Annotated in this window: 18 protein-coding genes; 6 read left to right on the forward strand and 12 right to left on the reverse strand. The window is 60.8% G+C overall.

The window, feature by feature from the left end:
* Positions 1 to 3: 3 nt before the first annotated feature.
* The 5 genes from C5J24_RS19015 to C5J24_RS19040 all read right to left on the reverse strand — a co-directional run bounded on the left by C5J24_RS19015 (position 4) and on the right by C5J24_RS19040 (position 9,482).
* A complete protein-coding gene (locus C5J24_RS19015; protein ID WP_105420033.1) occupies positions 4 to 1,089 on the reverse strand; it encodes an acyltransferase in 1,086 nt (361 codons plus the stop codon).
* A 1,068-nt stretch (positions 1,090 to 2,157) separates the two neighbouring features.
* The gene (locus C5J24_RS19025) at positions 2,158 to 3,498 is read right to left on the reverse strand and encodes an HlyD family type I secretion periplasmic adaptor subunit (protein WP_105420037.1); all 1,341 of its coding nucleotides are present in this window, start codon (positions 3,496 to 3,498) and stop codon (positions 2,158 to 2,160) included.
* 9 nt (positions 3,499 to 3,507) lie between these two features.
* The gene (locus C5J24_RS19030; RefSeq protein WP_105420039.1) at positions 3,508 to 5,661 is read right to left on the reverse strand and encodes a type I secretion system permease/ATPase; all 2,154 of its coding nucleotides are present in this window, start codon (positions 5,659 to 5,661) and stop codon (positions 3,508 to 3,510) included.
* Between the two features lie 11 nt (positions 5,662 to 5,672).
* Entirely contained in the window at positions 5,673 to 7,712 is a 2,040-nt protein-coding gene (locus C5J24_RS19035) for a hypothetical protein (RefSeq protein ID WP_105420041.1), read from the reverse strand.
* Between the two features lie 123 nt (positions 7,713 to 7,835).
* Positions 7,836 to 9,482, reverse strand: a complete 1,647-nt coding sequence (locus tag C5J24_RS19040) for a hypothetical protein (RefSeq protein WP_105420043.1) — start codon at positions 9,480 to 9,482, stop codon at positions 7,836 to 7,838.
* Between the two features lie 639 nt (positions 9,483 to 10,121).
* On the opposite strand from C5J24_RS19040, the gene C5J24_RS19045 reads away from it, so the two are divergent.
* Both C5J24_RS19045 and C5J24_RS19050 read left to right on the forward strand, forming a co-directional pair.
* Positions 10,122 to 10,934: a response regulator transcription factor gene (locus C5J24_RS19045; RefSeq protein ID WP_105420045.1), complete on the forward strand. Its 813-nt coding sequence runs from the start codon at positions 10,122 to 10,124 to the stop codon at positions 10,932 to 10,934.
* Entirely contained in the window at positions 10,876 to 11,409 is a 534-nt protein-coding gene (locus tag C5J24_RS19050; RefSeq protein ID WP_105403137.1) for a hypothetical protein, read from the forward strand. Before C5J24_RS19045 ends, C5J24_RS19050 begins: the two co-directional genes overlap by 59 nt.
* Before the next feature lie 14 nt (positions 11,410 to 11,423).
* Here C5J24_RS19050 and C5J24_RS32680 read toward each other — a convergent pair whose 3' ends face one another.
* The gene (locus C5J24_RS32680) at positions 11,424 to 11,690 is read right to left on the reverse strand and encodes a hypothetical protein (protein ID WP_105403138.1); all 267 of its coding nucleotides are present in this window, start codon (positions 11,688 to 11,690) and stop codon (positions 11,424 to 11,426) included.
* A 1,129-nt stretch (positions 11,691 to 12,819) separates the two neighbouring features.
* Between C5J24_RS32680 and C5J24_RS19065 the strand changes: the two genes are divergently transcribed.
* From C5J24_RS19065 to C5J24_RS19075, 3 genes are all read left to right on the forward strand, one after another.
* Positions 12,820 to 13,404, forward strand: a complete 585-nt coding sequence (locus C5J24_RS19065) for a cupin domain-containing protein (RefSeq protein WP_105403140.1) — start codon at positions 12,820 to 12,822, stop codon at positions 13,402 to 13,404.
* A gap of 72 nt (positions 13,405 to 13,476) precedes the next feature.
* Positions 13,477 to 14,784, forward strand: a complete 1,308-nt coding sequence (gene gabT, locus C5J24_RS19070) for a 4-aminobutyrate--2-oxoglutarate transaminase (protein ID WP_105420049.1) — start codon at positions 13,477 to 13,479, stop codon at positions 14,782 to 14,784.
* Between the two features lie 96 nt (positions 14,785 to 14,880).
* Positions 14,881 to 16,434, forward strand: coding sequence for an acetolactate synthase large subunit (locus C5J24_RS19075; RefSeq protein ID WP_105420051.1), 1,554 nt, complete (start codon positions 14,881 to 14,883; stop codon positions 16,432 to 16,434).
* Between the two features lie 25 nt (positions 16,435 to 16,459).
* Here the strand turns inward: C5J24_RS19075 and C5J24_RS19080 are convergent, their stop codons facing one another.
* On the reverse strand, positions 16,460 to 18,295 hold the full coding sequence (locus tag C5J24_RS19080; protein WP_105420053.1) for an ABC transporter ATP-binding protein: 1,836 nt from the start codon (positions 18,293 to 18,295) through the stop codon (positions 16,460 to 16,462).
* Between the two features lie 30 nt (positions 18,296 to 18,325).
* Positions 18,326 to 19,522: an aminotransferase class V-fold PLP-dependent enzyme gene (locus C5J24_RS19085; protein WP_105420055.1), complete on the reverse strand. Its 1,197-nt coding sequence runs from the start codon at positions 19,520 to 19,522 to the stop codon at positions 18,326 to 18,328.
* Positions 19,523 to 19,624: 102 nt separating this feature from the next.
* Here C5J24_RS19085 and C5J24_RS19090 point away from each other — a divergent pair, with 102 nt between their 5' ends.
* Positions 19,625 to 20,464 carry an IclR family transcriptional regulator gene (locus C5J24_RS19090; protein ID WP_046634087.1) on the forward strand — a complete coding sequence of 280 codons (840 nt, stop codon included), beginning with the start codon at positions 19,625 to 19,627 and terminating at the stop codon, positions 20,462 to 20,464.
* Between the two features lie 10 nt (positions 20,465 to 20,474).
* On the opposite strand, the gene C5J24_RS19095 is transcribed toward C5J24_RS19090, so the two are convergent.
* Genes C5J24_RS19095 through C5J24_RS19110 form a run of 4 tightly spaced genes read right to left on the reverse strand, consistent with a single transcriptional unit; the run spans position 20,475 to position 24,029 of the window.
* Positions 20,475 to 20,987 carry a RidA family protein gene (locus C5J24_RS19095; protein ID WP_105420060.1) on the reverse strand — a complete coding sequence of 171 codons (513 nt, stop codon included), beginning with the start codon at positions 20,985 to 20,987 and terminating at the stop codon, positions 20,475 to 20,477.
* A 19-nt stretch (positions 20,988 to 21,006) separates the two neighbouring features.
* On the reverse strand, positions 21,007 to 22,215 hold the full coding sequence (locus C5J24_RS19100) for an amidohydrolase/deacetylase family metallohydrolase (RefSeq protein WP_105420062.1): 1,209 nt from the start codon (positions 22,213 to 22,215) through the stop codon (positions 21,007 to 21,009).
* Positions 22,216 to 23,088 (reverse strand): ABC transporter permease, encoded by an 873-nt coding sequence (locus C5J24_RS19105; RefSeq protein WP_105420064.1) that lies wholly within the window; start codon positions 23,086 to 23,088, stop codon positions 22,216 to 22,218.
* The gene (locus tag C5J24_RS19110; RefSeq protein WP_172724046.1) at positions 23,088 to 24,029 is read right to left on the reverse strand and encodes an ABC transporter permease; all 942 of its coding nucleotides are present in this window, start codon (positions 24,027 to 24,029) and stop codon (positions 23,088 to 23,090) included. Before C5J24_RS19110 ends, C5J24_RS19105 begins: the two co-directional genes overlap by 1 nt.
* Positions 24,030 to 24,038: the final 9 nt, after the last annotated feature.

The following is a 24,038-nucleotide window of genomic DNA, read 5'->3' on the forward strand; positions in this document are numbered from 1 at the left end:
ACATCATTGCGGCAGCTGCCGAACGGTGAGAGGAGCGGCGTTCTGCGGAGGCAAGTCTGGGTCCTTGCGCTGGCCGAAACGCTTCGACAACTCCATGCTGGGCCGCTCTATCAGCAGCCAGAAAGTAGCGGCAAAGGCAACGCAGCAGAGCAGCGACACGGCCCACCAAATGAGGACCTCCAGCGGCGAGACGGCTCCGACCATCGCGGCTACCCGAAACACTGCGCCGATGACCAGGTTATGGGTCAGGTAGAGCGAGTAGGAGATCAGCCCCAGGAACTGCAGCCATCGCCAGTTCAGCCCGATACTGATCCGCCCGGACATAGCCGAGCCGAAAAGAACGAACGCGGCAGCCGAGCAGACCACCCCGAAGGCATTTCCCGAGGAAACGCCGGCTAGAAAGATTATCCCGGCATAGGCTCCGAAAAGCGGCATCAGTTTCGGCACCCGCCATGCCCAATAAGCCATCACGCCGAGAAGAAACCCATACCAAAGTGGCAGGAAGAGCCCCGGCCACACGTCCGGGCCGAAGCCAAGCGGCCAGAAAAGGCTGATGACGCACGCTGCAACGACCAAAGCCGTCCTGGAACCGCGAATGCTCATCAGCAGCGCGTAGACGAGGTAGAACTGGATTTCGAGACAGAGCGTCCAGTACACAGCACTGATTGCGGGAAACTCCAGCAGGTCCTGTAGATAGAAGAGGTGGGAAACGATCTGGGCAACGGTGAAGTCGGGCATCTGCTTTCCGGAGACCAGATATGACGACAGCGCAGCAAAGGCGATGGTCACCGCGATGGAAGCCCAGTAGGCCGGATCCAGTCGAAGCGATCGCCTCAGGGTGAAACGCCCGAATTCCGGAAGGGACATCGGTTTATCGTAAAGTGAATGGGCGATGACGAAACCGCTGAGCACGAAGAAGATCGCAATGCCCAGCCCGCCGTTCAACAACGCCGTCTCAACCCAGGCAGGGAGAATTTCCAGGAGGCGTTTTACGTGGCCGGCCGAAGCGGCATGATAAAGGACAACTCCCATCGCTGCCACGCCGCGCAATGCGTCGACCACCGTAAAACGCACGCCCCGCCTGTCCATCTCGCGCCCTCTTGCTGCGGACAGAACCTAACAGCAACTTCCGGGGGCTGGTAGATAAGCACCCACTCCCAATTAGGTGGCTAGGACAGCGCCTCTTGGCGGCTGCGGCCGCGTCAACTCGGCCATAAGGCTAAGCATCTGTCCGGCCGAGGATGGTACGGTTCACAGAGCCGGAGGACTTTCCGCCCGATTGGGAGTGAAGAAGCCAGCCCAACGGCAGATGTCATCTATAGCCAACGCGTGAAAGCCACCAGGAATGGTGGTGTCCGAAACTACGATCTTGGAAGGAAGATCAACAGACATGATCGTCAGATCTTCGTCGACGCGGTCGGCCGTGTGATTCACGAGGGCCGGAATATCACGCTTTCATGGCACAGCACCGAAGGCATCGCGATGAAAGTATCGATCAAACAACTGACCGGCTGCCTAGAGGGCAACCGGCCAGTCTACTACGCCGAAACCCGAGGCGTTCTGCTCAAGTCCGCACTATAAAATAGCACAATCATAGATCGGCGATATTGCAATCAGGCCACACCTCAAGTGTAATTTTCGAACGCCTAATTTAGCCAACCAAATGCCGAACGAATTGCCGTCGAGTTTCGTGTACTTCGCCCGAAGCCGCGCGTGTAAAAACAGAAAACAACCTGTGATTATTAAATTTCATCCTATCCACAACGAATGAGAGAACCTAATCCTTTTGATTGAGTTGATGTCTCTTGCAGATAAAGGAATAATACTTCTGCCAAACAGACTGCTGAAGGCTCGAACGGGAAAAACGGTCGGGCCTTCTCCTTTTGGTGAACCTGACATTTGTCAACGCTCGTGGTGTTATGTTGCCCGAGGCGTCCTGTCAGCCTCGAGTATTTCCCGTCTTGCGGACGCCCTCGCTGTTTCATCGGCGAGGGTTTCTTTTAGGGAACAAGCGAGGAAAGCCAGCCCGCCGCCCATTTCCGGACCGCTGGCTGGAAGCCTGTAAAGGCGAATGGCTGCGGGGACGCGTTGAAGACTGCAGCGAGCCTACGCCTTAAGAGGTAGCCCCCTGGCGTAGGCCCGAGCAGATGGGGCTTATCAGCGCTCCGTGAACGCCCTCGACATGCTGTCGACAATCGGCTTGACCAGATAACTGAAGAACGTTCTGACCGCAGTCTGGATCATGATTTCCGCCGGCATGCCGGGTTGCGGAGTAAACCCCTTGATCCGGGCGATCTCGTCGGACGAGATATTGATGCGCGCGACGTAGACGTCGTGGTTTGCGAGCCCCGCCTTGCTATCCTCCATTGCGTCCGCCGAGACATAGAACACCTCGCCCTCCAGGACCGGGGTCGTGCGCTGGTTCAACGCTATGAGACGGACCGTGGCTTTCTGGCCGACTTTGACGCTGTCGATCTCGTTGCGAGGCACCTTTGCCTCGATGATCAGCGGCACGCCGGCAGGCAGGATCTCCATGATCCCCTTGCCGCTTTCGATAACGCCGCCGGTCGTATGGTAGTATGTCCGCACGACAGTGCCGGACACCGGAGCAAGGATCGTCGCGCGGCGCAGAACGTCGTCGGCTTCGCGGGATTGTTCACGCGAAGTATCACGCTCGCCCTGGATCGATTGCAGGCGGTCGAGCGCTTCCTCCCGATATGTCTCCTCGGCGCGCATGATCTCCTGCTGCCCCTTCAGGAGCTGGGCCCCGGTTTCCGATACCTCCGCCTCCAGCCGGCCGATCTGCCCTTCGGCATCAGCGATCGCCCGCTGAAGCGCTCTGACCTCGGTTGCCCGCAGCAATCCCTTGGTCAACAGGACCCGCTTGATATCGTATTCCTCCTTGAGCATCGCAAGCTGGCGAGACATGGCCTCGCGGTGCCGGACATAGCCTTCGCTGCGGAACTCCAGTGCCTTCATATTCTGCTTCAGCAGGGAAAGCTCGGTCGCCAGCTTCATGCGCTGGGCCTTGAAGTTGAGCTGTTGGGTGAGGATGATCGCGGAAACATCCGGGTCATCCCTGAAGTCGTTCAGGTATGACGAAATCGCCATGGAGTCGGCGCCCTCGGATTGAGCGGTAAGCCGGGCGGCCGTCGCCTCCAGCCTGACGCGTCTGAGGAAGAATTCCCGTTTCTTGGCCTGCGATGCGGTCTCGTCAAGCCTGACCACCGGCTGGTTCTCGACAACCTGGTCACCCTCGCTGACCAGCAGCTCCCTGATGATGCCGCCCTCGAAATGCTGCACGATCTTGTTGCGACCGGTTGCGACGAAACTGCCCTGGGCAATGACGGCCGCCGCAAGCGGAGCCGTCGCAGCCCAGGTGCCGAAACCGCCGAAGGCTATGGCCGTCAGCGCCAGGCCGGTCACCGTCTGTTTCCAGACCGACCGGGGAACTTCCGAGTACCATTCGAGATCGTGTACCTTGGCAACAGCAGACATGCCCAACCCCTATTGCAACAGATGGCCGAATGAACCGGTATTGATATCGATGCCGCGGGCCTCGATGGCCTTCAGCACATCCGCTCGCATCCCGAACAGCGCGACAGTGCCGTTGACCAGCAGAAGAACCTTGTCGACGTTGCTCAGGAGTGCCGGACGTTGCGTGATCGTCGCGACGGTTATCTTGTGTTCCTTGGCATGCTGAAGTGCATGGAGCAGCGCTGCATCACCCGCATTGTCGAGATTGGAATTCGGCTCGTCCAGCACCACCATCCTCGGATCGCCGAAGAACGCCCGGGCGAGCGCGATGCGCTGCTTCTGGCCGCCCGAAAGGGGAGAGCCATCCGCCGCAACCACGGTTTCGTATCCGTGGGGCAGGCTGGCAATCATCTCGTGAACATCGGCCAGCATCGCGGCGCGGTAAATCTGCTCGTCGTCCGCGTCCTGCCGCATGCGGGCGATATTGGCCTTGATCGTGCCCGGAAAGAGCTGCACGTCCTGCGGCAGGTAGCCTATGTTTTCGCCGAACTGCCGCTGGTCCCAGTTCCTCAGGTCCATCAGATCCAGGCGGACGCTGCCCGATGTCGGCAGGATCGATCCGACGAGCATTTTTCCAAGAGTGGTCTTGCCGGCGCCGGAATTGCCGATGATCGCCAGCGAATCTCCGGGCTGCAGGGCAAACGAAACGCCGTTGAGCACGACGCGCTTGGTTCCCTGCGGCACATAGAGGAGACGTTCGACATCCAGGCGCCCCTCGGGTTTCGGCAGGTTCAGGCGGTCGAAATTCAAGGGCGAGGATTTCAGCAGCGCCGTTATCCGGGCGTAGGCCGCGCGGGATTGGCTGTATTGGCTCCATCCTTCTATCGCCCCTTCGATCGGCGCCAGCGCGCGACCCGCTATGATGGAGGCCGCAATCACCATCCCTCCGGTGATCTGCCCTTCGATCGACAGGTAGGCGCCCCAGCCGAGCATCGCGATCTGCGTCAGAAGACGACAGGCCTTCGATATGGCCGCAATGGTGATATTCCGGTCCTGGGCAATGACCTGCGACTTCAGCGAGGTGGCGGTATCCTTGCCCCAGATCTGTACCGTTTCGGGGATCATGGCGAGCGCATTGATGATCTGCGAATTACGCGACATCGATTCCAGATGAAGATTGGCCTTTATCTGCGCCGTATTGGCTTCGGCAAACGGCTCGGCCGTCATGCGCTGGTTGATCTGAGTGAAAACAAGCAGCATGAGGGCCGTCAGGACTACGATCAGGCCCAGATGCGGATGGATGAGGAAGACCGCCACCACGAACAGAGGGGCGATCGGCGCGTCGAGGAATGAGAGCAAGGTCCTGGAGACCAGGAACGAACGAACCTGCTGAAGGTCGCCGAGCACCTGATATTCGCGTCCATTGCTTTGAAGCGAGGCGCGGGCCGCCGCGCTCAGGATCGGTGCCCCGAGCTGTGCCGCGATTTCCACCGCGGTCCGCATCAGGATGAACCGCCGAAGCGCATCGAAGGCAGCCTGCAGGATGACGGCACCGACGATCACGATCGTCAACATCATCAGGGTGTCGAGAGAGCGGCTGGTCAGCACCCGGTCCGATATCTGGAACAGGTAGATCGGGATCGCCAGCACCAGGACATTGCTGGCGATGGTGAAGAGCATCACGACCGCCAGGTTCCGCCGCACGGCATTGACGCCTGCGCGCAGGCTGGCCGAGAAGTCGACGGGGGCGAGACGCTTGTGAAACGTTCCATCGCCACCGCGGCCGCCGCCGGTCGACGGCGATTTTCCGAAGGTCTTTGTTTCGGTCCGCAAGGGTCCGGTGTCGGCATCGATGGTGATCATGCCTTCCGGCGCCTTTGCCTCCGTCGCTTCGCGCACCGTGGGCTTCGGCTCGATTTCCGGTTCGATGATCCTGTCATTGGCAGGCATGGGCAGAATATCGGCTCCGGAGAAATTTTCATTCGGCCGGGATGGGTTCTGCGATGCGTTTCTGGGTTCCAGTCTGGATATCGTTGCTGAAGGGGCTGCGCCACCGGGTGACAATTTCAGGCATTCGTCCACAGCGCGCTCCAATTTTTCATAGATATCCTCACCGGCAAGTTGCTGACCTTCATCGTGATCGTGGGCCTGTTCAAGATCGGCCCTTTTTTGGACATCCGACATGTTTCCCCCCATTATCCGAGCACATGCTGTAGTCCGTCATCCTGATACTGGCCGTCGGGATCTACAGGCACGCCGAAGCCGAGCTCGGTCGGATCGGCTTCCAGCATGGAATCGTCGAGAAAAGCCACCGCTTCGTTGACCAGCGCGTCGGGATCATGCGCGGCCCATTCCGGACTGCTCGAAATCAATCCCGATTGAAAAAGCGTTTCCTGGGAATATTGCTCGCCGCCCACATAGGTAGTGCCGAGAGAATCCAGGTCGGCGATCGCCGCGTTGTTGATGAGCGCATTTCCCCCGGTCGAGATCGACCACGTTGCGTCCGCGTGAGGATTGAGGGCATTCAGCGCCAAGGCGATCTGGTCGCTGTCGCCGACGATGTTGGTCTGGCTGATATACTGGATATTCAGCAAGTCACCGCTGATATAAAGAACGCGCAGTCCGCCTGTTCCCGCAAACGCCGGGTCGGTCAGAATGCCCTGGGAAATATCTCTTCCGCCGGCGGCAAAATCGTTGGCCGCATCCAGATAGGCCGAAGGCAGAGTGCTAAAGCGGTCGGCGCCGCCGATATTGTAGATATGAGCCTGGTTCCAGAGCAGATTTCCGCCACTGGATATCGTGCCCTCGCCGGTCGTTCCGAAACCCGTAACCGCCCCGACGACATCGTTGTCGAACAATATGTTGGTCTGATGGATGATATTGGCATCGTACAGATTGCCGCCAATCAGGATCAGATCATAGGCCTGGCTGAGCTCGTAGATCGAGACCTGGTTAACGCTGGTATTGTCGCCGGCGATGACCCTGGTCGTGGCACCGGAAGACGACAGGATACCGATGTCGTTGTCTGACATGAAAATGTACTGTTCCAGCCAGTTGGCGATCAGCAGATCGCCATGGATCTCCGTGACCGCCCAGCTTGCGGGATAGCCGCCGCCGGCATTTGCCGGAGCGTTGCCGCTCTCCAGCGGATCGACCCTCTGGAATGTCGCAATATTGAATATTTCATCCGGCGCGCCATCGTTCGTCCAGCCGCTGATGGCCGAGGTGATCGCGTCGGTATTCTGGATGACGTTCACCTGGATGACTGCGTTGATCTCGAAGTGATTGCCAACGACTGCGGTTACCGTCGCGCCGGTCCAGATATTCTTGAGAACGGCATCATTGACGACGGTATTGTTGCCGCCGACCAATTCGACCGAGGCTTCCACCTCGACCGAGCCATCCGCATAGACGTGGACGTTGGATGGCTGAGCATCGTCCTCCGCATCGGCATCGGCTTCATCGCCATCGTCGGCGGCATCATCTGCTTCATCTTCGTCCTCACTGAAGGAATGATGATCCTCCAACTTCGGTGCCTCATCGACGAGCACGCCGTTGACGTAAATGCCTTCGATCGTGGTGGATTGATGGAAGAAAGCCTCCGTGGGTCCGTCGGCTTCGGCCGCAAAGGCCTCCAGCTGGCTGGCGACGGTCTCGATGATCTGGATAAGGTCGTCCGAGGACTTGGGCATTTCGAGATCGCCGATAGGTGCGTCCGCAAGGACATCCTTGGCCGTCTGCAGCAGCTCGCCGTTGTCAACCGGCGTGGGATTGAACGTCAGGCCATGTCCACCGACACCGAAGCTGTCGTTGTCGGAAAGCGAGGCGACCTGAACGATGAAATTCGCAACCGAGCCGGGAGGCTGTATCTCCCAGGTGAAGGACTTGCCGCTTGCGTAGAACGGGTACTCGTACTGCGGCATCTCGTGCCGGCCGTGATACGTCTTGATTTCCATCGTGGGAATCGGCGGATGATCGAATCGGCCCACGAAATGGGGATGCCAGATCGGTGTGAAACTGGCAGGCGCCCTGTAGACCACGCCCGGATCGAACCCGAGCAGATCGTAAGGCGCCTCGAAATTGGAGCGGATCACCGCTGATGTCGGGATGAATTGTTCGGGCGTGTCGAGCGAGAAGTCCTGATAACTATCCCGCAGGCGCGCATCCTCGACGTTCGTGTGGAAGAGGCCGATGAAATGAGCGATTTCCTCGGTGATTGTGTCCATCGTCGTCATGACCGCTGCCTTTGTATTGGCATGCCTGCATCACATCACAGGTCGTTCGGAATGAGGGACTGCGCAGGATGTCTGCGCAGTCCACGACGTGAAGTCTCTGCCTAAAGCAGGGAGCTGTGTCGCTTAGACGCCATCTTCGGTGTCGTCGCCGGCCACCGTGCTGGAAAGGTTCCCGCCGACGATCGTCATATCGATCGCGTTTTGCTGCAGGTTCGCACCCATCACGATTTCCTGGTTGAAGGCGTGAGTTTCGATGACGGCATCGGACGAAGCTGAACTCGTCCCGGTCACGAAACCATCGTCACCGTTGCTCGAGCCCCAGGTACCGCCATCGCCGCCGGCTGCGCCGTCACCGGTGGTGGCCCAGCCACCTGCGCCGCCGGCTGCGCCGGCTCCGCCGAATGCCCATCCGCCGACGGCTCCGCCGCCGGTGCCATCGGCCCATGCGCCACTGAGTGCCCCGCCGCCTTCGCCATAGCCGGATGTAGCGTCACCACCGGTAGCATCACCGCTGGTTGCCGCACCGGTTGCAGCTGCACCACCGGTACCGCCACCACCTGCTGCGCCGTCACCGCCCAAACCGGCACCAAGACCGGCACCGAAGCCGGCACCGAGACCGGCACCAAGGGCACCGCCGCCATCGCCGCCATTACCGGCATCCGAGGCTTCGCCGCCGCTGCCACCTTCGGAGTTGCCGGCGTCGCCGCCTTCGCTATCCCCGCCGTTGCCGGCGTCTTCGCCGTCGCCGCCGTCGTTTTCAACGAAGATCGGGTTGATGAAGCCGAAGCTTCCGCCGACGAGGGCTCCCGCATCGCCGCCTTCGGAATCGCCGCCTTCACCGCCTTCGCCGGCGTCGCCGCCGTCCGAGTCGCCAGCGTCGCCACCGTCGCCGGCAGTGTTGCTGCCGCCGCTATCGCCGTCACCGGCAAATGCAAGTCCTGCGCCAAGGCCGAGACCCAGGCCAAGACCCAGACCGAGGCCGTCGCCGCCACGCCCGCCATCGCCGCCAGTGCCGTTGCCGCCGTCGGCATCGCCGCTGTCGGCGTCGCTGTCGCCATCGCCGCCGTCGGCATCGCCGCCGTCGCCGTCACCGCCAATTGCAGCGCTTGCGGCCAAGCCACCAAGGCCGTCGCCACCAAGTGCGAACCCGCCGAGCGCCGTACCGCCGTTACCGCCGTCACCGCCGTCGGCATCCGCGTTGCTTCCGCCGTCGCCGCCGCCGCCGCCGGCATTGATCCCTTCGGAGGCGATCGCGAAACCACCCTCGGCGGTAGGATTCATTTCGAACGAGCCGCTATTGCTGACGCTGGCGCTTTCGAGCTTGTCGTTGTCCTGGAGGTTGGCAACCTGACTGAAGACATTGCCGACATCATTGCCCTCGCCGTTAAGCGAGTCATTGAGCACATCATCGATGCGGATGTTGAACATCCCGTCGATGGAACTGTCCGTCATATCGATATCTGCAAAGTCGTCGTCCGACGGCAGGTATTCTTCAAGATTGACACCGACATCCACCGTGACAGTGGTCTCGTTGACGTTTGCGTTGAAGTTGCCGTTGCCATTGAGGTTCAGGCTGCCGTTACCGTTGAGGTTCAGGTTGCCATTACCGTTCCCGTTGCCGTTGAGGTTCGTCGAATCGCTCGACTGGCTCTGGGTTTGGTCGCTAGCCTGTTGTTGCTGCTGCTGCTGCTGTTCCTGCTGTTGCTGCTGCTGCTCCTGGCTATCAGGATCGTCGACCAATGTGTCGAACACGCTGCGTTTGTCTACCATCACACAGTCCTCTTAATGACTGCGACAGCGTGACCGCCATTCATCTTTTTGGGGGTCTTTGCTCGTCGCGGTTGAAATGAGTCATTTACCTCTGGCGACAAGGCGCGCGTCAACGCGACCGTTCGCCGGTCTTTCTCTCGTGATGTCTGATTTTTTTCCTCTCCCCTACGTTTCCCGAGAGACTTGGAATGAGCGGTGCGTGGTTCGCATACTCACTACATTTTGCACCGACGAGCATTCTTCAGCGCTCGTTCTTCCAGTGCTTCGGGATGGGAGCACTGTGTCCTGAATGAGCAGAAGAAATAAGGTGATATTTCGATCTAGCGCAACCTGATGAATACTATGTGAGCATAGTTACATGGGCTATATGATCTAACCAAGAAGACGTATACCATATCGGCGCAAAACTACCCTTATGTATGCAGCAACTCATTCGCAACGGGGAGGAAACGCTGCCTGATCATGGTCCGTTCGCCTGGAAACGACCTTGAAGGCCTCATTCCGTGGCCGATTCGATCTATTCCATAAATCCTTCGGTCTATTCCCAGCATTCGGCTCTTGGTTTACCGTTCCCTAATAAGATCTTCGGAGCACCACTTTGCGTGTACTTTCGATCAACGACGGGAGGGGGATATCTCCATGCAAATTCCGCATGGTCTTTCGCAACATGTCGGCTTGGATCTGGCGACAAACGCCTTGAAGAGAATGAATGCGATCCGGACACTCCTCTTCATCTGCTCACCTGGGACAATCTCCACCGCAATGACGGCGGCCATCGAAAGCGAGTTTCCATGGCTCTGCGTCAAGACGGTCCCCGACCTGAAACTGGCATCGGTGGAATTCGACAATCCGGTCCAGCTCGTGCTGGCGGACGTCCGCCTTGCCTCCGCTCTCGCCGAGTACTGGCCGGAGCTCGCCAGACACCATCCTGCCGCAACCCTTGCGCTGATGGGGACCGATGATGGCGAGATAGCCTCCGATCATCGAAGGGCGAAAGAACTCGACATCGTCCAGGGTATCCTGCCGTTCAACGTCAATCTCGACGTCTTCCTGTCAGGCCTGCGGATCATATTGAAGGGCGGTACATATTTCCCTTCTACGGGTTACCGGACCCAGAGAAGCGCACCTCTCGAAGGGGAAGAGCCGGCGGATCTCAAGCCAGCCTTGTATCAAGCCGGCAAGCCGGCGATCGAAAAGCTGACAAAACGCGAGAACGAAATTCTTGTCAGGATGGCCATGGGCAATCAGAACAAGATCATCGCGGCCGCGCTCGGTCTATCCGAACATACCGTGAAGATACATATCCACAACATCATCACCAAACTCGGCGTGCATAACAGAACGGAAGTCGTCGCTCTCTATTTCGAATATAGACGCAAGGATACGACCGACAATGCAGGCGACACGAACCGCGGTCAGGACGGCCGCTCCCTCTCAGGCGACAAGTACTAGGCTCCAGGACATCCTGCTCCTGATCGGGCAGCTGAACTATACCTGGACCAATACGGAAAGCCTGCTGATCCACATGATCGCAGGCCTTGCCAAGGTGGACAAGGAAACGGCGATCGTCATCTTCCTGACCTTGAATACGACCCGAGCCCGGGTCGATCTCGTGGAACGGCTGACCAAGATGCGCAAGACCGCGCCGGCCTGCCGCAAGGAAATCCTGGAGACCACTCGTCGGCTTTCTGACGAAGCGAAGCTTCGCAACAAATACAATCACTGCATTTATTCATTCGATCCCGACAGCGGCCGCAACATCACGCAATCGATGCGGATCTTCGAAAGCAGGGACGAGATCAAATACGGAAAGATCGAGGAACTCGACGCACGCGAGATCGGCCGTATCCGTGAAAGCATCAATTCGCTCGTGGCGATCAACAGGATGTTCTGGGATATCACCGAACGTTACGGCTTCCCCACCTAAACCTCAGCAAGGCCTTACCCGAGACCCGATACGGCTATGCCGGGTAGGAATCCTTTGAGCGCGTCGGCCAGCGTGACGATCGATATGAGATGGCCGGCATCATCGGTTATGGAAATCGCCTGCAAAGCCAGGGCTTCACCCTGCTGAATATGCTCGACGACAATGTCTCTCATTCCGGAGATAACTTCGGCCGTGGCTCTCTCGATATCGAGGAAGTCGAGACCTTCGGTATCGGGAATAAAACCGTCTTTCAGATCGACATTCAGGAAATATCTCACCATGGAACCCAACCTCCCGGGGATAGCGTGGCGGCCACTTGAAACTGCGAATCCAACCCCTGGCAGAAGCGGCGCCGACAACCTCCCAGCGTCTACTCCCACATCTCCCGATCTGCGATTAGGCTCAATCAGAACATGAGAAGATATATAAATCACTCATGATCCCGGTCAATCCGGAATTGATGGCTTACGGTGGAAATGGGGCTTTAAACCTTCGCACCTGACCGGCTTTGCCGGTGATCACTTGGCCTAATCGCGTGCCTCTCCGCAAGCCAGCGCCTTGCCGCATGCATATTGATGCTCGCCCAATCATGGTTCAGCTCCGAAATGAACAAGCTGTCATTCTGGAGGATAGATTCCTGAAGATATCGCTGCAGCTCCAAAGCATCTCCGTTGAACTTTACCAACCACGCCGATCCGGATAACTTGCAGGTTACAAGCGGCTGAATCCTTTTGCGCGCCCGATTGTATGATTCAACCTTCTCGAATTCCAATATGACAAGAAACACTGCCATGCATCGCACCTCCAGGCGGGAGGAAACAAATATTGATGGGCAAAGTTCCTTTCAGAAAATTCAGAAGGATCTTTTTGTAGGGGGCAAGTTCTCTCGAGGAAGCCCCGCCTTGAAGTGCGGGTTTGCACTACACCGGACGCTCTGCGAAACCTTGCAAGCTGACCTCGACGCCAGGCAGCGCCGGCAAGACCACCACCTCCGGATATTTGTCCAGGTCGTGGAACGCGAGGCAGCGGGGACATGGCATTTCGACCGCGCCGCAGCCGCAGCATCGGGTTCCAGTATAAGGTTTGGCCGGATGAGCTTCGCAAACCCAGCCCGTGTCCTTGCAGTCTCTGCACCTGAACATGAGCGAAATCCTCTCTGATCCGCAGGATCGGAGGATAACACGCGCGTGAGTCGCGGGCAGTTGCGCCAAATGGGCTATATCCATAGGCCTATAGGCGTAGTGAACTGGTGAAGGACAAGACCGCTTTCAGCCGGAACGGCGCTCTATCGAGATTCGCGACCCTTCGACTATGGCGCCTAAGTCCAGAATGAGCGCGCTCAAAATATCATCCAGTTGATCACGGTCCCGATCCACGGCATAACCGACCCGAACAGCCGGGACGTTTGAGATGGATGAAAAGTTCGACATCGGTGCACGCCTCAACGCCATGCGCGCGGCCGCCGGCCTTTCGCAGCGCCAGCTCGCCGAAAGGGCCGGAGTGCCGCATGCGCAAATATCCAATGTGGAAACCAACAAGGTCAGCCCGTCCGTTTCGACGCTCCGCAAGATCCTGAACGGTCTCGGCGTCGGCATGGGCGATTTTTTCGAGCCGGAACGCAGCCCGCCGAAAGGCCCGTTCTTCTCGGCACATGAACTGGTCGACCTGACTTCGAAGGTTGCCGCATCGCCGATTGCGGGCGGTGACGGCACGCTGATCTTCCGCCAGATCGGCGATGCGCGGGCGCATAACCTGCAGATCCTCCACGAGATCTACGGCCCCCATGCGGACACCGGCGAAACACGGCTGCAGCACGCTTCCTCGGAAGGCGGCTATGTGGTCGAGGGCGAGCTGGAGGTGACAGTCGGCGACGACGTCCGCGTCCTCAAAGCCGGCGAGGCCTACCTCTTCGACAGCCGCACTCCTCACCGGTTCCGCAACCTCTCGGACCGGCAGACGATCGTCATCTCGGCCTGCTCGCCGCCCTATCTCTGATTTTCCGAATGCCTCTTGCTCAAAATAATGAGCAAGACTATAGCTGAGTCATCGACCTCAAGGGATATCGTCATGACCGTTTCAGCAGATCTGCAGTCCCGCCAGAAAGCCGCCGTGGTGGGCGGCGTCGGAACCCGGGGCATCTTCGCCCACAAAGCCCTGAATGCTGAGCTCTGGGACATCGATGGCAAGCGCTTCATCGATTTCGCCGCCGGCATCGCGGTCAACAATACCGGCCATCGGCACCCGTCCGTCATGCGCGCCGTCGCCGAACAGGCGGAACATTTCACCCATACCTGCTTCCACGTCGCGCCCTACGAAGGTTATGTCAGGCTCGCCGAGCGGCTGAACGCGATGGCGCCGACCGGGGCGGAAAATCGCACCATGCTGGTGACGACGGGTGCAGAAGCCGTCGAAAATGCCGTGAAGATTGCCCGCGCCCATACCGGTCGCGCCGGCGTCATCGCCTTTTCGGGCGCCTTCCACGGCCGCACCCTGCTCGGCATGGCGCTGACCGGCAAGGTCATGCCCTACAAGAAGAATTTCGGTCCCTTCCCGGCCGACATCTACCATGCGCCCTTCCCTAACCCCTATCTCGGTTTCTCGATCGAGGAGGCGATCGCCGGGCTCGATCGGTTGTTTGCAGCCGACGTCGATCCGGAACGGATTGCAGCCTTCATCATCGAACCGGTCCAGGGCGAAGGCGGCTTCAACGTCGCACCGAAAGAATTTCTCGTTCACCTTCGCGCAGTCGCGGATAAATACGGCATCGTGCTGATTGCCGACGAAATCCAGGCTGGCATGGCGCGCACCGGCAGGATGTTCGGTTTCGAACATGCCGGCGTGAAGCCGGATATGATCACTATGGCAAAGGGCCTCGCCGGCGGCTTCCCGCTTTCAGCCGTCACCGGCAAAGCCGAGATCATGAATGCGGCCCATCCAGGTGGGCTGGGCGGTACCTATGCCGGCAATCCGCTGAGCGTCGCTGCCGCCAACGCGGTGCTCGACGTCATAGAAGATGAGAAGCTCTGCGAACGCGCCGCCGAAGTCGGCCGCCGGATCACCGAGCGGCTGACGGCGATCGCCTTCCGCCAGGGCATGGAGCATATCGGCGACGTGCGCGGCCTCGGCGCCATGGTGGCGTTCGAGCTAGTCGAAGATCGCCAGTCGAAGGCGGCGTCGCCTGCCCTCACCAGCCGCATCATTGCGGAAGCGGAGGCGCGCGGCCTCATCCTCCTGTCTTGCGGAACACGCCTCAATGTGATCCGCTTGCTGCCGCCGCTCACCATCGAATGGGAAGTTCTGGAGGAAGGGCTCGTCATTCTCGAAGCGTCGATCGAAGCAGCGTTCTCCGACGCGACCGCTTCGGCAGCCGCTTGAGCCTCATTCGTCGCCGCTGACCGCGGGACCGATGCGGCCCGCGGTTTCTCTCGGTCGGGCAGCCTTTGGGCATGCTGCAAAGATAAGGAAAAACGCATGAACGGCGCCGATATGCTGTGTGACGTCCTTCTGGTGAACGGCGTCGATGTCTGCTTTGCCAATCCCGGCACATCGGAGATGCATTTCGTCGCCGCTCTCGATCGCAAGCCTGCGATGCGTTGCATCCTCGGCCTGTCGGAAGGCGTCGTCACGGGCGCTGCCGACGGTTATGCCCGCATGGCAGACAAGCCGGCCGCCACTCTTCTCCACCTCGGCCCCGGCCTCGCCAACGGCCTCGCCAACCTCCACAATGCCCGCCGCGCTCGCACGCCGATGCTGAACGTCGTCGGCGACCATGCCTCCTATCACCTTCAATATGACGCGCCGCTGACCAGCGATATCGAAAGCCTGGCCCGACCGATGTCCCATTGGGTCGGACGCGCCGCGGGCGCCACCGATATCCGCCGTTGTACCGAAGAGGGTTATGCCGCCGCCCTCGCCAATCGCGGCGTCTCGACCATGATCCTGCCTGCGGACGCTGCCTGGGGCGAGGTCTCGCCGGAAACCCTTAAGCCGGCCGCGATCCCTGCCTCGCCGGCGATCGACCCCGAAGCCCTGAAAGCCTCCGTCGCCGCGTTGCGCAGCGGCAAGCGTGTCGTGATCATGCTGGCCGGCCGCGCCATGCGGGAAAAGCCTGCCGAAATCGCCGGTCGCATCGCAGCCGCCACCGGCGCTGTGCTTTTCTCAACGTCCTCGGGCCGCAGCGCCCGCGGCGTCGGGCGCGCGCTCGTCCGGCCGGTGCCTTACAAGATCGACCTTGCCCTCGAAGCGCTCCAGGATTTCGAGGTCGCCATCTGCATCGGCGGGCCGAGGCCGGTTACCTTCTTTGCCTATCCCGGGAAACCGAGCACCACCCTGCCGCCTTCCTGCGAGATCATTCAGCTGGCGGAGCACGAACACGATCTCGCCGAAGTGCTGGCAACTCTCGCCGATGCACTCGGGATCAAGCAGGGAACGGACTTCGTCCGCAACCGGTTCACGCAGAATGATATACAGGTGCCGACCGGCGCGCTGACGCCGGATGCAATCAGCTTCGCGATCGGCCGCAGGCTACCGGAAAACGCAATCATCATCGACGAGGGCCTGACCTCCGTCGGCCAATATCCGGTTCTAGCGCCCGGGCTCCCACCCCACGATCACCTTCCGATCACCGGCGGCGCCATCGGCATCGGCATTCCGCTGGCTGCAGGTGCTGCGATCGGTGCGCCGGATCGCAAGGTGGTGGCGATACAGGCCGACGGCAGCGGCATGTACACGGTGCAGGGCCTCTGGACCCAGGCGCGCGAACAGCTCGACGTCGTCACCATCGTCTTCGCCAACAGCGCCTACCGCATCCTTCAGGGCGAGATGACCAATGTCGGCGTCAATGCCTACGGCCGCAACGCCCAGCGGATGCTCGATCTCGACGCGCCGAGGCTCGACTGGTGCTCGCTCGCCAAAGGCCTCGGCGTCGAAGCCGGCCGCGCGACGACGATCGAGGAATTCGTCAAATTGTTCGACGGCGCGCTCAGCCGCAAGGGACCGTTCCTGATCGAAGCCGTCATCGACTGATTGCCGCAGAGAATGCCTGCAGCCGTTACATCGCGACCAGATGGCCCGGCGAAACCGTCTTATAGTCGAGCGGATTGACTATATGGTCGACGGAGCGGATCGGGCTCTTGAGCTCGTCGCTGGCGACCGTCCGCTTTTCGCGGCGGCGATCGGGGTCCGGTACCGGCACGGCGGCCATCAGTTTCTTCGTATATTCATGCTGCGGATTGCCGAACACGGAGGCGCGCGGACCGATCTCGACGATCTCGCCGAGATACATCACCGCCACCCGATGGCTGACCCGTTCGACCACCGCCATGTCGTGGCTGATGAACAGGAAGGCGAGGTTGAGGCTCTGTTGCAGGTCGAGCATCAGGTTGATGACCTGCGCCTTGATCGACACGTCGAGCGCCGAGACGCTTTCGTCCGCGACGATCACCTTCGGTTCGAGCGCAAGCGCCCGGGCGATGCAGATACGCTGGCGCTGGCCGCCGGAGAATTCATGCGGATAGCGGTTCACCATGTCCGGCGTCAGGCCGACCTTGCGCAGCATCTCGGCGACGACCTCCTTCGCCTGTTTCGCCGTCCCCATCTTGTGTTCGAGATAGGGCTCGGCGATCGCCTGGCCGATCGTCATGCGCGGGTTGAGCGAGGCGAACGGATCCTGGAAGATCATCTGCACGGATTTGCGCATCTCGCGCATCTCCCGCTTGTCGAGCGCCAGCACGTCCCGGCCCTCGACGACGACCGAACCGGCATCCGGCTCGATCAGACGCATGATCGCGCGGCCGGTCGTCGACTTGCCGCAGCCGCTTTCGCCAACCAGCGACAACGTCTCGCCGGCATGGAGGTCGAAGGAGACGTTCTCGACCGCATGCACCCGGCCGCTGACACGACCGAACAGGCCGGAATGAATGTCGAACCGCTTGGTGAGGTTCTTCACCTCCAGAATGGGCCGGTCATTGGCGGCAACCGTATCGGCCACCTCCACCTGGATGTCGGACTCCCCGGTCGCCGTGTTGACGACGGGAAAGCGCAGCGGCCGCTCATATTTCTGCATCGAACCGAGCACCGGCACCGCGGCGAGCAACGCCCGCGTATAGGGATGCTTTCCGCGATGGAAGATATCAGGCGTGTCGCCCGTCTCCACCTGCTCGCCGCGATACATCACGATCGTCCGGTCGGCGACTTCGGCGACGACGCCCATGTCATGCGTGATGAACAGGACCGACGTCCCCTCCTCGTCCTGCAGCAGCTTGATGAGATCGAGGATCTGACCCTGGATCGTGACGTCGAGCGCCGTCGTCGGCTCGTCGGCGATCAGCAGCTTCGGCTTCGACGCCAAGGCCATCGCGATCATCACGCGCTGGCGCATGCCGCCTGAGAAACGGTGCGGATATTCGTCGAAACGTGATGCGGCCGAGGGGATACGGACCTTTTCGAGCAGCCGGATGGTTTCGGCCTTAGCTTGCGCTGCCGACATGGCCTTGTGGCAGAGCAGCGCCTCGGAAATCTGATCGCCGATGGTGAAGAGCGGATTGAGGCTCGTCATCGGCTCCTGGAAGATCATCGCGACATCGTTACCGCGGACTTTGCGCATCTCGTGTTCGGGAAGCGCCAGAAGATCGCGCCCGCCGAGCATGATCCTGCCCTCGATGCGGCTCGTGCCTTCCTGCAAAAGCCGCATGATCGAAAGAGAGGTGACGCTTTTGCCCGACCCGCTTTCGCCGACGATCGCCACGGTCTCGCCGGGAGCGACGGTGAAGGAAACGTCACGCACGACCGACTTCCACTCCCCGTCCACGTTGAACGAGGTGGTCAGGTTCTCGACGGAGAGGACCGGCTGAGTGGACTGGACGGCTTGTGCTTGCGAAATGGCCATGATCGTTCCCTTCCTGTCGTTGTTGTCAGTTCAGTCCGGCCAGCGAAGCGCGCCGTCGAACCGGTGGCGGCTGCGCTCTTCGATCGGGGTCGCGATGATCTCGTTGGAGGCCCGCGCCTTGTCGAGCTCTTCCGTCAGGCGGGCCGCGACGATGGCTTCCTGTCCGGGGTGCAGGTTGCAGGGGTCGAGATAGAAATAATGATGCTCCACCTCATGATCGCGGACGATGACCGGCGGGTTACCACGGCCGAGCGCTGCTGCCAGATCCCAGGCGGTGATATGCGCTTCCGGTGCCGAGATGATCACCCGCATGCGGTCGAGCGGATTGTTGGTCGGGTCCGGCTCGATCAGGGCGGTGACGCCTGGGCGGCCGTCGAGCGACCGTTTCCACAGATTGAGATAGCCGGTTTCGCGTTCGCGGATGCCCGCATGGTCACGCTTCTCCCAGGCTTCCAGCGCGGCCATGACGCCGAACACGCTCTCCTTGCCGACCTTCATGCCGCGGCCGATGCCCATGTTCTGCAGGAAGGCACTGCGCACCAGTTCCTTTTTGCCTGCAACCATGCCCGAAGTCGGGCCGCCGAGGAACTTGTGGCCGGAATAAAGGACGATATCCGCACCCTGCGAAAGGAAGAGCTTGAGGTCGTATTCCGAGGCCGCGTCGACGATGACCGGCACGCCCTTGGCATGGGCAATCTCGACGAACTCGACGAGGTTGAGCAGGCCGTAGTCGACCACATGATGCGAGACGACATAGACCGCCGCGGCCGTCTTCTCGGTGATCGCGTTTTCCATGTGGTAGCGATGCGTCGAGGTCGCCTGGCCGATCAGCACGACCTTGCCGCCGGCAAGCCGGATCGCCTGGTCCACCGGTGCGCCATAGCTCACCACATGGCCCATCTGCACGAGCACTTCGTTCTTGTCGGGCGTCGCATCGGGCAGTTTCTCGATTGCCAGCAGGTTGTTGCCGGTGATCGCGCCCGCGACTGCGAGACTGATGCCGGAGGAGCAAGAGGCCGTCACGAAGCCCGCCTCACCGCCGGTCAGCCGAGAGATGATCGCGCTCGCCTTGCGCTGCAGATCGTTGATCTCGACGAATTGCGGCAGGATCGCCGCCATGGCCGCGATCGCCTCCGGAACCACGATCGAAGCCCCGAGGCTCGTCATCGTGCCAGAAACATTGATGACCGGGCGAAGGCCGATCTGGGTGCGGATATCATCGGACATTGTCGTTCTCCAAATTAACGGCCAACTGCGAATTGCCATCGACAGTTATGCCATAGTAATGTAATAGCCTCTCGAAATCACACGAGGAGCCCCACGGGGAACATCGAGTTGGACGCCAAGACTTCATCCGCAGACCTCTCCGTTAACGCCGGTTCCGACGTGGAAACGGAAGCCAAAGGCGCGCGCCGCTCGCGCGTGAGCGGCATCGACCGGGCGCTGCAGGTGATCGACTATCTCTACGAAACGGGTGCGCCGGCCGGTGCCTATGCGATTGCCAAGGCGGTCAAGGCACCGCTGTCGACCGTCTATGTGATCATCGACGATCTGGTCGGGAAGAACATGCTCGCCCGCAATGCCGACGGCTCGATCTGGCTTGGCGCCCGGCTTTACCATTACGGCCTCGCCTACGCCCGGTCGCTGGATTTCATGAGCGTCGCGACCCACGAGATGCACGACCTCTGCCGGCAGGCGGGCGAAACCGTGCAGGTCTGCGGCCGCGACGGGGACTACATGCTGGTGCTCGCCATGGCAGACGGCCCGAGCCATTACCAGGTCGCTTCGCGCGTCGGCACCCGTGTGCCGCTCAACTGGACGGCGTCCGGCCGGCTTCTCGTCGGGCACTTGGCCGAGGCCGAGCGGATCGAGCTTTTCAAGCGTTGTGCCCGCACCTCGCCCACCGGCCGCGCCGAGATCGACGCCCGCACGCTGTCCGACTCGGCCGGCAAGGCCTTCGAGCAGCGGCTGTCGATCCAGGTGGCGGAGTCCGATTATGCGGTTGCCTGCATCGCTTCGCCAATCTGCGACCGGAGCGGCGAGTGCGTTGCGACCATTTCCATCGTGCTGCCGGAACAGAAAGTCGTGTCCGACGAGAACCACTATACGGAACATGTCCGCGCTTCCGCCCAGCGGATCGAGAAGCTGATGGGTTGGCGCAACCACTGACCTTGCCTCCTCAGTCGTTCAGCGAGACGATTGCCTCGATTTCCACGGTGATATTGCCCGGCAGCGAGCCGAACCCGACGGCCGAACGGGCATGCTGTCCCGCATCCCCGAACACCGAGATGAAGAGGTCCGAGCAGCCATTGATGACGCTCGGATGATCCTCGAAATCCGGTACGGCATTGACCATGCCGAGCAGCTTCACCACCCGCTTCACCCGTGAAAGGTCGCCGAGCGCCTCGTGCATGACGGCAAGCAGGTTGATGCCCACCAGCCGCGCATGCTGATAGGCGAGGTCGACGCTGACATCGGCGCCCACCTTGCCGGAATGCAGATGGCCATCCGCCTCACGCGGCCCCTGGCCGGAGAGGTAGAGCATATTGCCTTCACGGACATGCGTGACGAAATTGGCGATCGGCGGCGGCGGCGGCGGCAACTTGATGCCGAGCTCGCTCAGCCGATCGTAAGGTGTCTGTGCCGCGGGGGCGGCCTTTGCTGAAGACGTGTTCACGTCAACTCCTGTCATGCGATTTCAACAATGCGCCTCAGCGCCACGAGTAACCGTGGCTGTGGCGGACGAGCTTGCGGGCCCGTGGGATATAGCGGCTGGCGGTGATGGCTTCCGAACCGATGACCGCGTAACGCGGCTCGAACAGTTTCTGGAGACGCGAAACGTCGCCATTGGAATCGGTGGCTTCCAGATCGGCATCGATGAGATCGAAGATCGTGAAATCGGCGCGTTCGCCGACCGACAACCGGTTTTCCATCGAAAGCTTGATAACCGAAGCCGGCGCGTGGGTGACCGCTTCGACAACCTTGTCGAACGGCATGCCGACCGACAGAAGCTTGGACATGGTGGTCGCCAGGTCCCAGACCGGGAAGTTCATCGAATGGCCGTGCAGGTCGGTCGAGATCGAATAGGGCAGCAGGCCGCGGGCGATCGCCGCCTCCGCCACCTTGAACGAGAAGGACGCGCCGCCATGGCCGATGTCGAGACGGATTCCTTCGCCGGCGCAGCGTTCGGCGAGATTGTAGAGGTCCTCGTCTTCCATGATGCTCGAACCGGCCTTGCCGTTGAAGCAATGGGTGACGACGTCGCCGGGACCGAGGATTTCAAGCACCTCGTCATAGAGCGCCGGCGGTTCGCCGACATGCACCATCATCGGCACCTTGAGGATCTTGGCGATCTTCTTGCCGAGCTTGACCGGCGTGACGCCCCAGGAACCGGTGATGACGTGGCTCGCCCGCACCTTGATGCCGACGATATGTTCCTTGTTCTCCGCATAACATTCGAGGATGCGGTCGAGATCGATATCGCGGATGTCGCGCAGTTCGGCGACGCGGTTGCAGGCGACGAGGCCGATCGAACCGAGGTTCAGGAACGCCTTGATGCGCTCCTTCGAAGGCTCGATGATGTACTCGCGAAAGCCATGGAAATTGGCCTCGCCCGCAGAACCGGCGTCGACCAGCGTGGTGACGCCGCGCTCGGCGCCGCATTCCGACGGGCGGATCGAGATATCGGTGCCGCCATGCCAGATATGCACATGCAGGTCGATCCAGCCGGGAGAGATGAAGGCGCCCTTGCCGTCGACACGGATCGCCTCGGCAGGTGCTGCGAGCGACGAGCCGATAGCGGAAATCCTGCCGTCGGCGCCGACCAGGATATCGGTCGTGCCGGAGGCCGCATTGCCGCCGAAAGCCATCGGCTTCACGTTGGTGAGGAGGAGCGGCTGGCCCGCTGTTTCACCGGTCATTTAGAGGTCCTTTCGAAGTCTTGGATCGAGCATGTCCCGCAATCCGTCGCCGACCATCTGCAGCGACAGGACGGAAAGAATGATGGCAAAGCCCGGAAAATAGGTCATCCAGTCGGCCTGGCCGATATATTGGCGCCCGCTGGCAATCATCGTTCCCCAGGTGGGAATTTCGGGGCTGACGCCGAGGCCGAGGAAGGAAAGCCCGGCTTCGGCAAGCATGGCGCTGGCGAACAGGAAGGTACCCTGCACCAGGATCGGCGATATGAGATTGCGCAGCACGTGCCGGGTCATGATGTGGAAGGTCGAGATCCCCAGCGCCTTCGCCGCCTCCACGTAAGGCAGTTCGCGGATGACCAGCGTCGAGGCCCGGACGATGCGGGCAAGCCGCGGCGAATAAACGATCGACAGCGCAATGATCACCGTTACCAGCGATGGCCCGAGCGCTGCGACCAGCGCGATCGCGAGCAGGATATCCGGAAAGGCCATCATCGCGTCGATCAGCCGGGCGATCGGCGTATCGAGCTTCTGGAAGAAGCCGGCCAGCAGCCCGAGCGTCACGCCGATGATCGCCGAAAGGCTGACGACGGCAGCGCCGACCAGCAGCGACAGCCGCCCCGCAAAAATGGTGCGCGAGAAGATGTCGCGGCCGAACTCGTCGGTGCCGAACCAGTAGATCTCGCTCGGCGGCTTCAGCCGGTTGACGATCGACAGTTTCGAAGGCGAATAGGGGGCGATCCACGGCGCGAAAACCGCAAGCAGGACGAAGACCACGATGACGATCAGTCCGAGCGCGACCGTCTTGCGTTTCAGGAAACGGCGAAAGAACTTGGCTCCTTCGCTCGCGGCTGGTTTGGTGGTGACAATCTCCGCCATCAGTAGCGCACCCTTGGATCGACCAGCAGATAGAGCATGTCGATCGCGAAATTGATCAGGACATAGAGGGCGGCGATGACGAGCAGCGCGCCCTGGATGACGGGGTAGTCACGCCGCAGCACCGCCGAGACCACCAGATTGCCGACGCCCGGCAGGCCGAACACGGTTTCGGTGACGACGGCACCGGAGATCAGCACGGCGGCGGTGAGGCCAAGCACTGTGAGGATCGGGATCAGCGCGTTCTTCAGCGCATGTTTCAGCACGACCCGCCGCTCGATCAGCCCCTTCGCGCGGGCGGTGCGGATATAATCGTCGCCGAGCACGTCGAGCATCGAGGCGCGGGTAAAACGCAGGATCAGCGCCGAGGAGACGAGGCCGAGCGCGAAGGCCGGCAATGTCAGGTGATACATGCGCTCTGCAAAGCTGGCGCCCGGCCCGCCATAGCCGGAAACCGGAAAGAAATTCATCCGCACGGCGAAGAACTGCATCAGGATGAGACCGAGCCAGAAGCTCGGAATGCTGGCAGCCAGCATTGCGGCCGTCGTCGCGGCCTGGTCGACGGAGGACCCGCGCCGATAGGCGGCATAAATGCCGATCGGCAGCGCGATGACGCTGGCAATCGCCAACGAGAAAATCGTCAGGAAAAATGTCGGTTCGGCGCGGTCGAGAAGCGCTGACGTCACCGGCATGTTGAGAAATATCGACTGGCCGAGGTCACCCCTCAGAAGCTGGCCGATATAGAAGACATATTGAACCGCGATCGACTGATCGAGGCCGAGACGCGTGCGCAATTCGGCGACGTCCTCGGCCGTGGCATCCGGTCCGAGCATGACCGCGGCCGGATCACCGGGCGTCACCCGAACGATCACGAAGACGATCGTGACGACGAGGAACATCACCACGATCATGCCGGCAAGGCGTTGAAGGATATAGCGTATCATACGAAGGTG

This window comes from Neorhizobium sp. T25_27 (assembly GCF_002968565.1).
GTDB lineage: Bacteria > Pseudomonadota > Alphaproteobacteria > Rhizobiales > Rhizobiaceae > Neorhizobium > Neorhizobium tomejilense.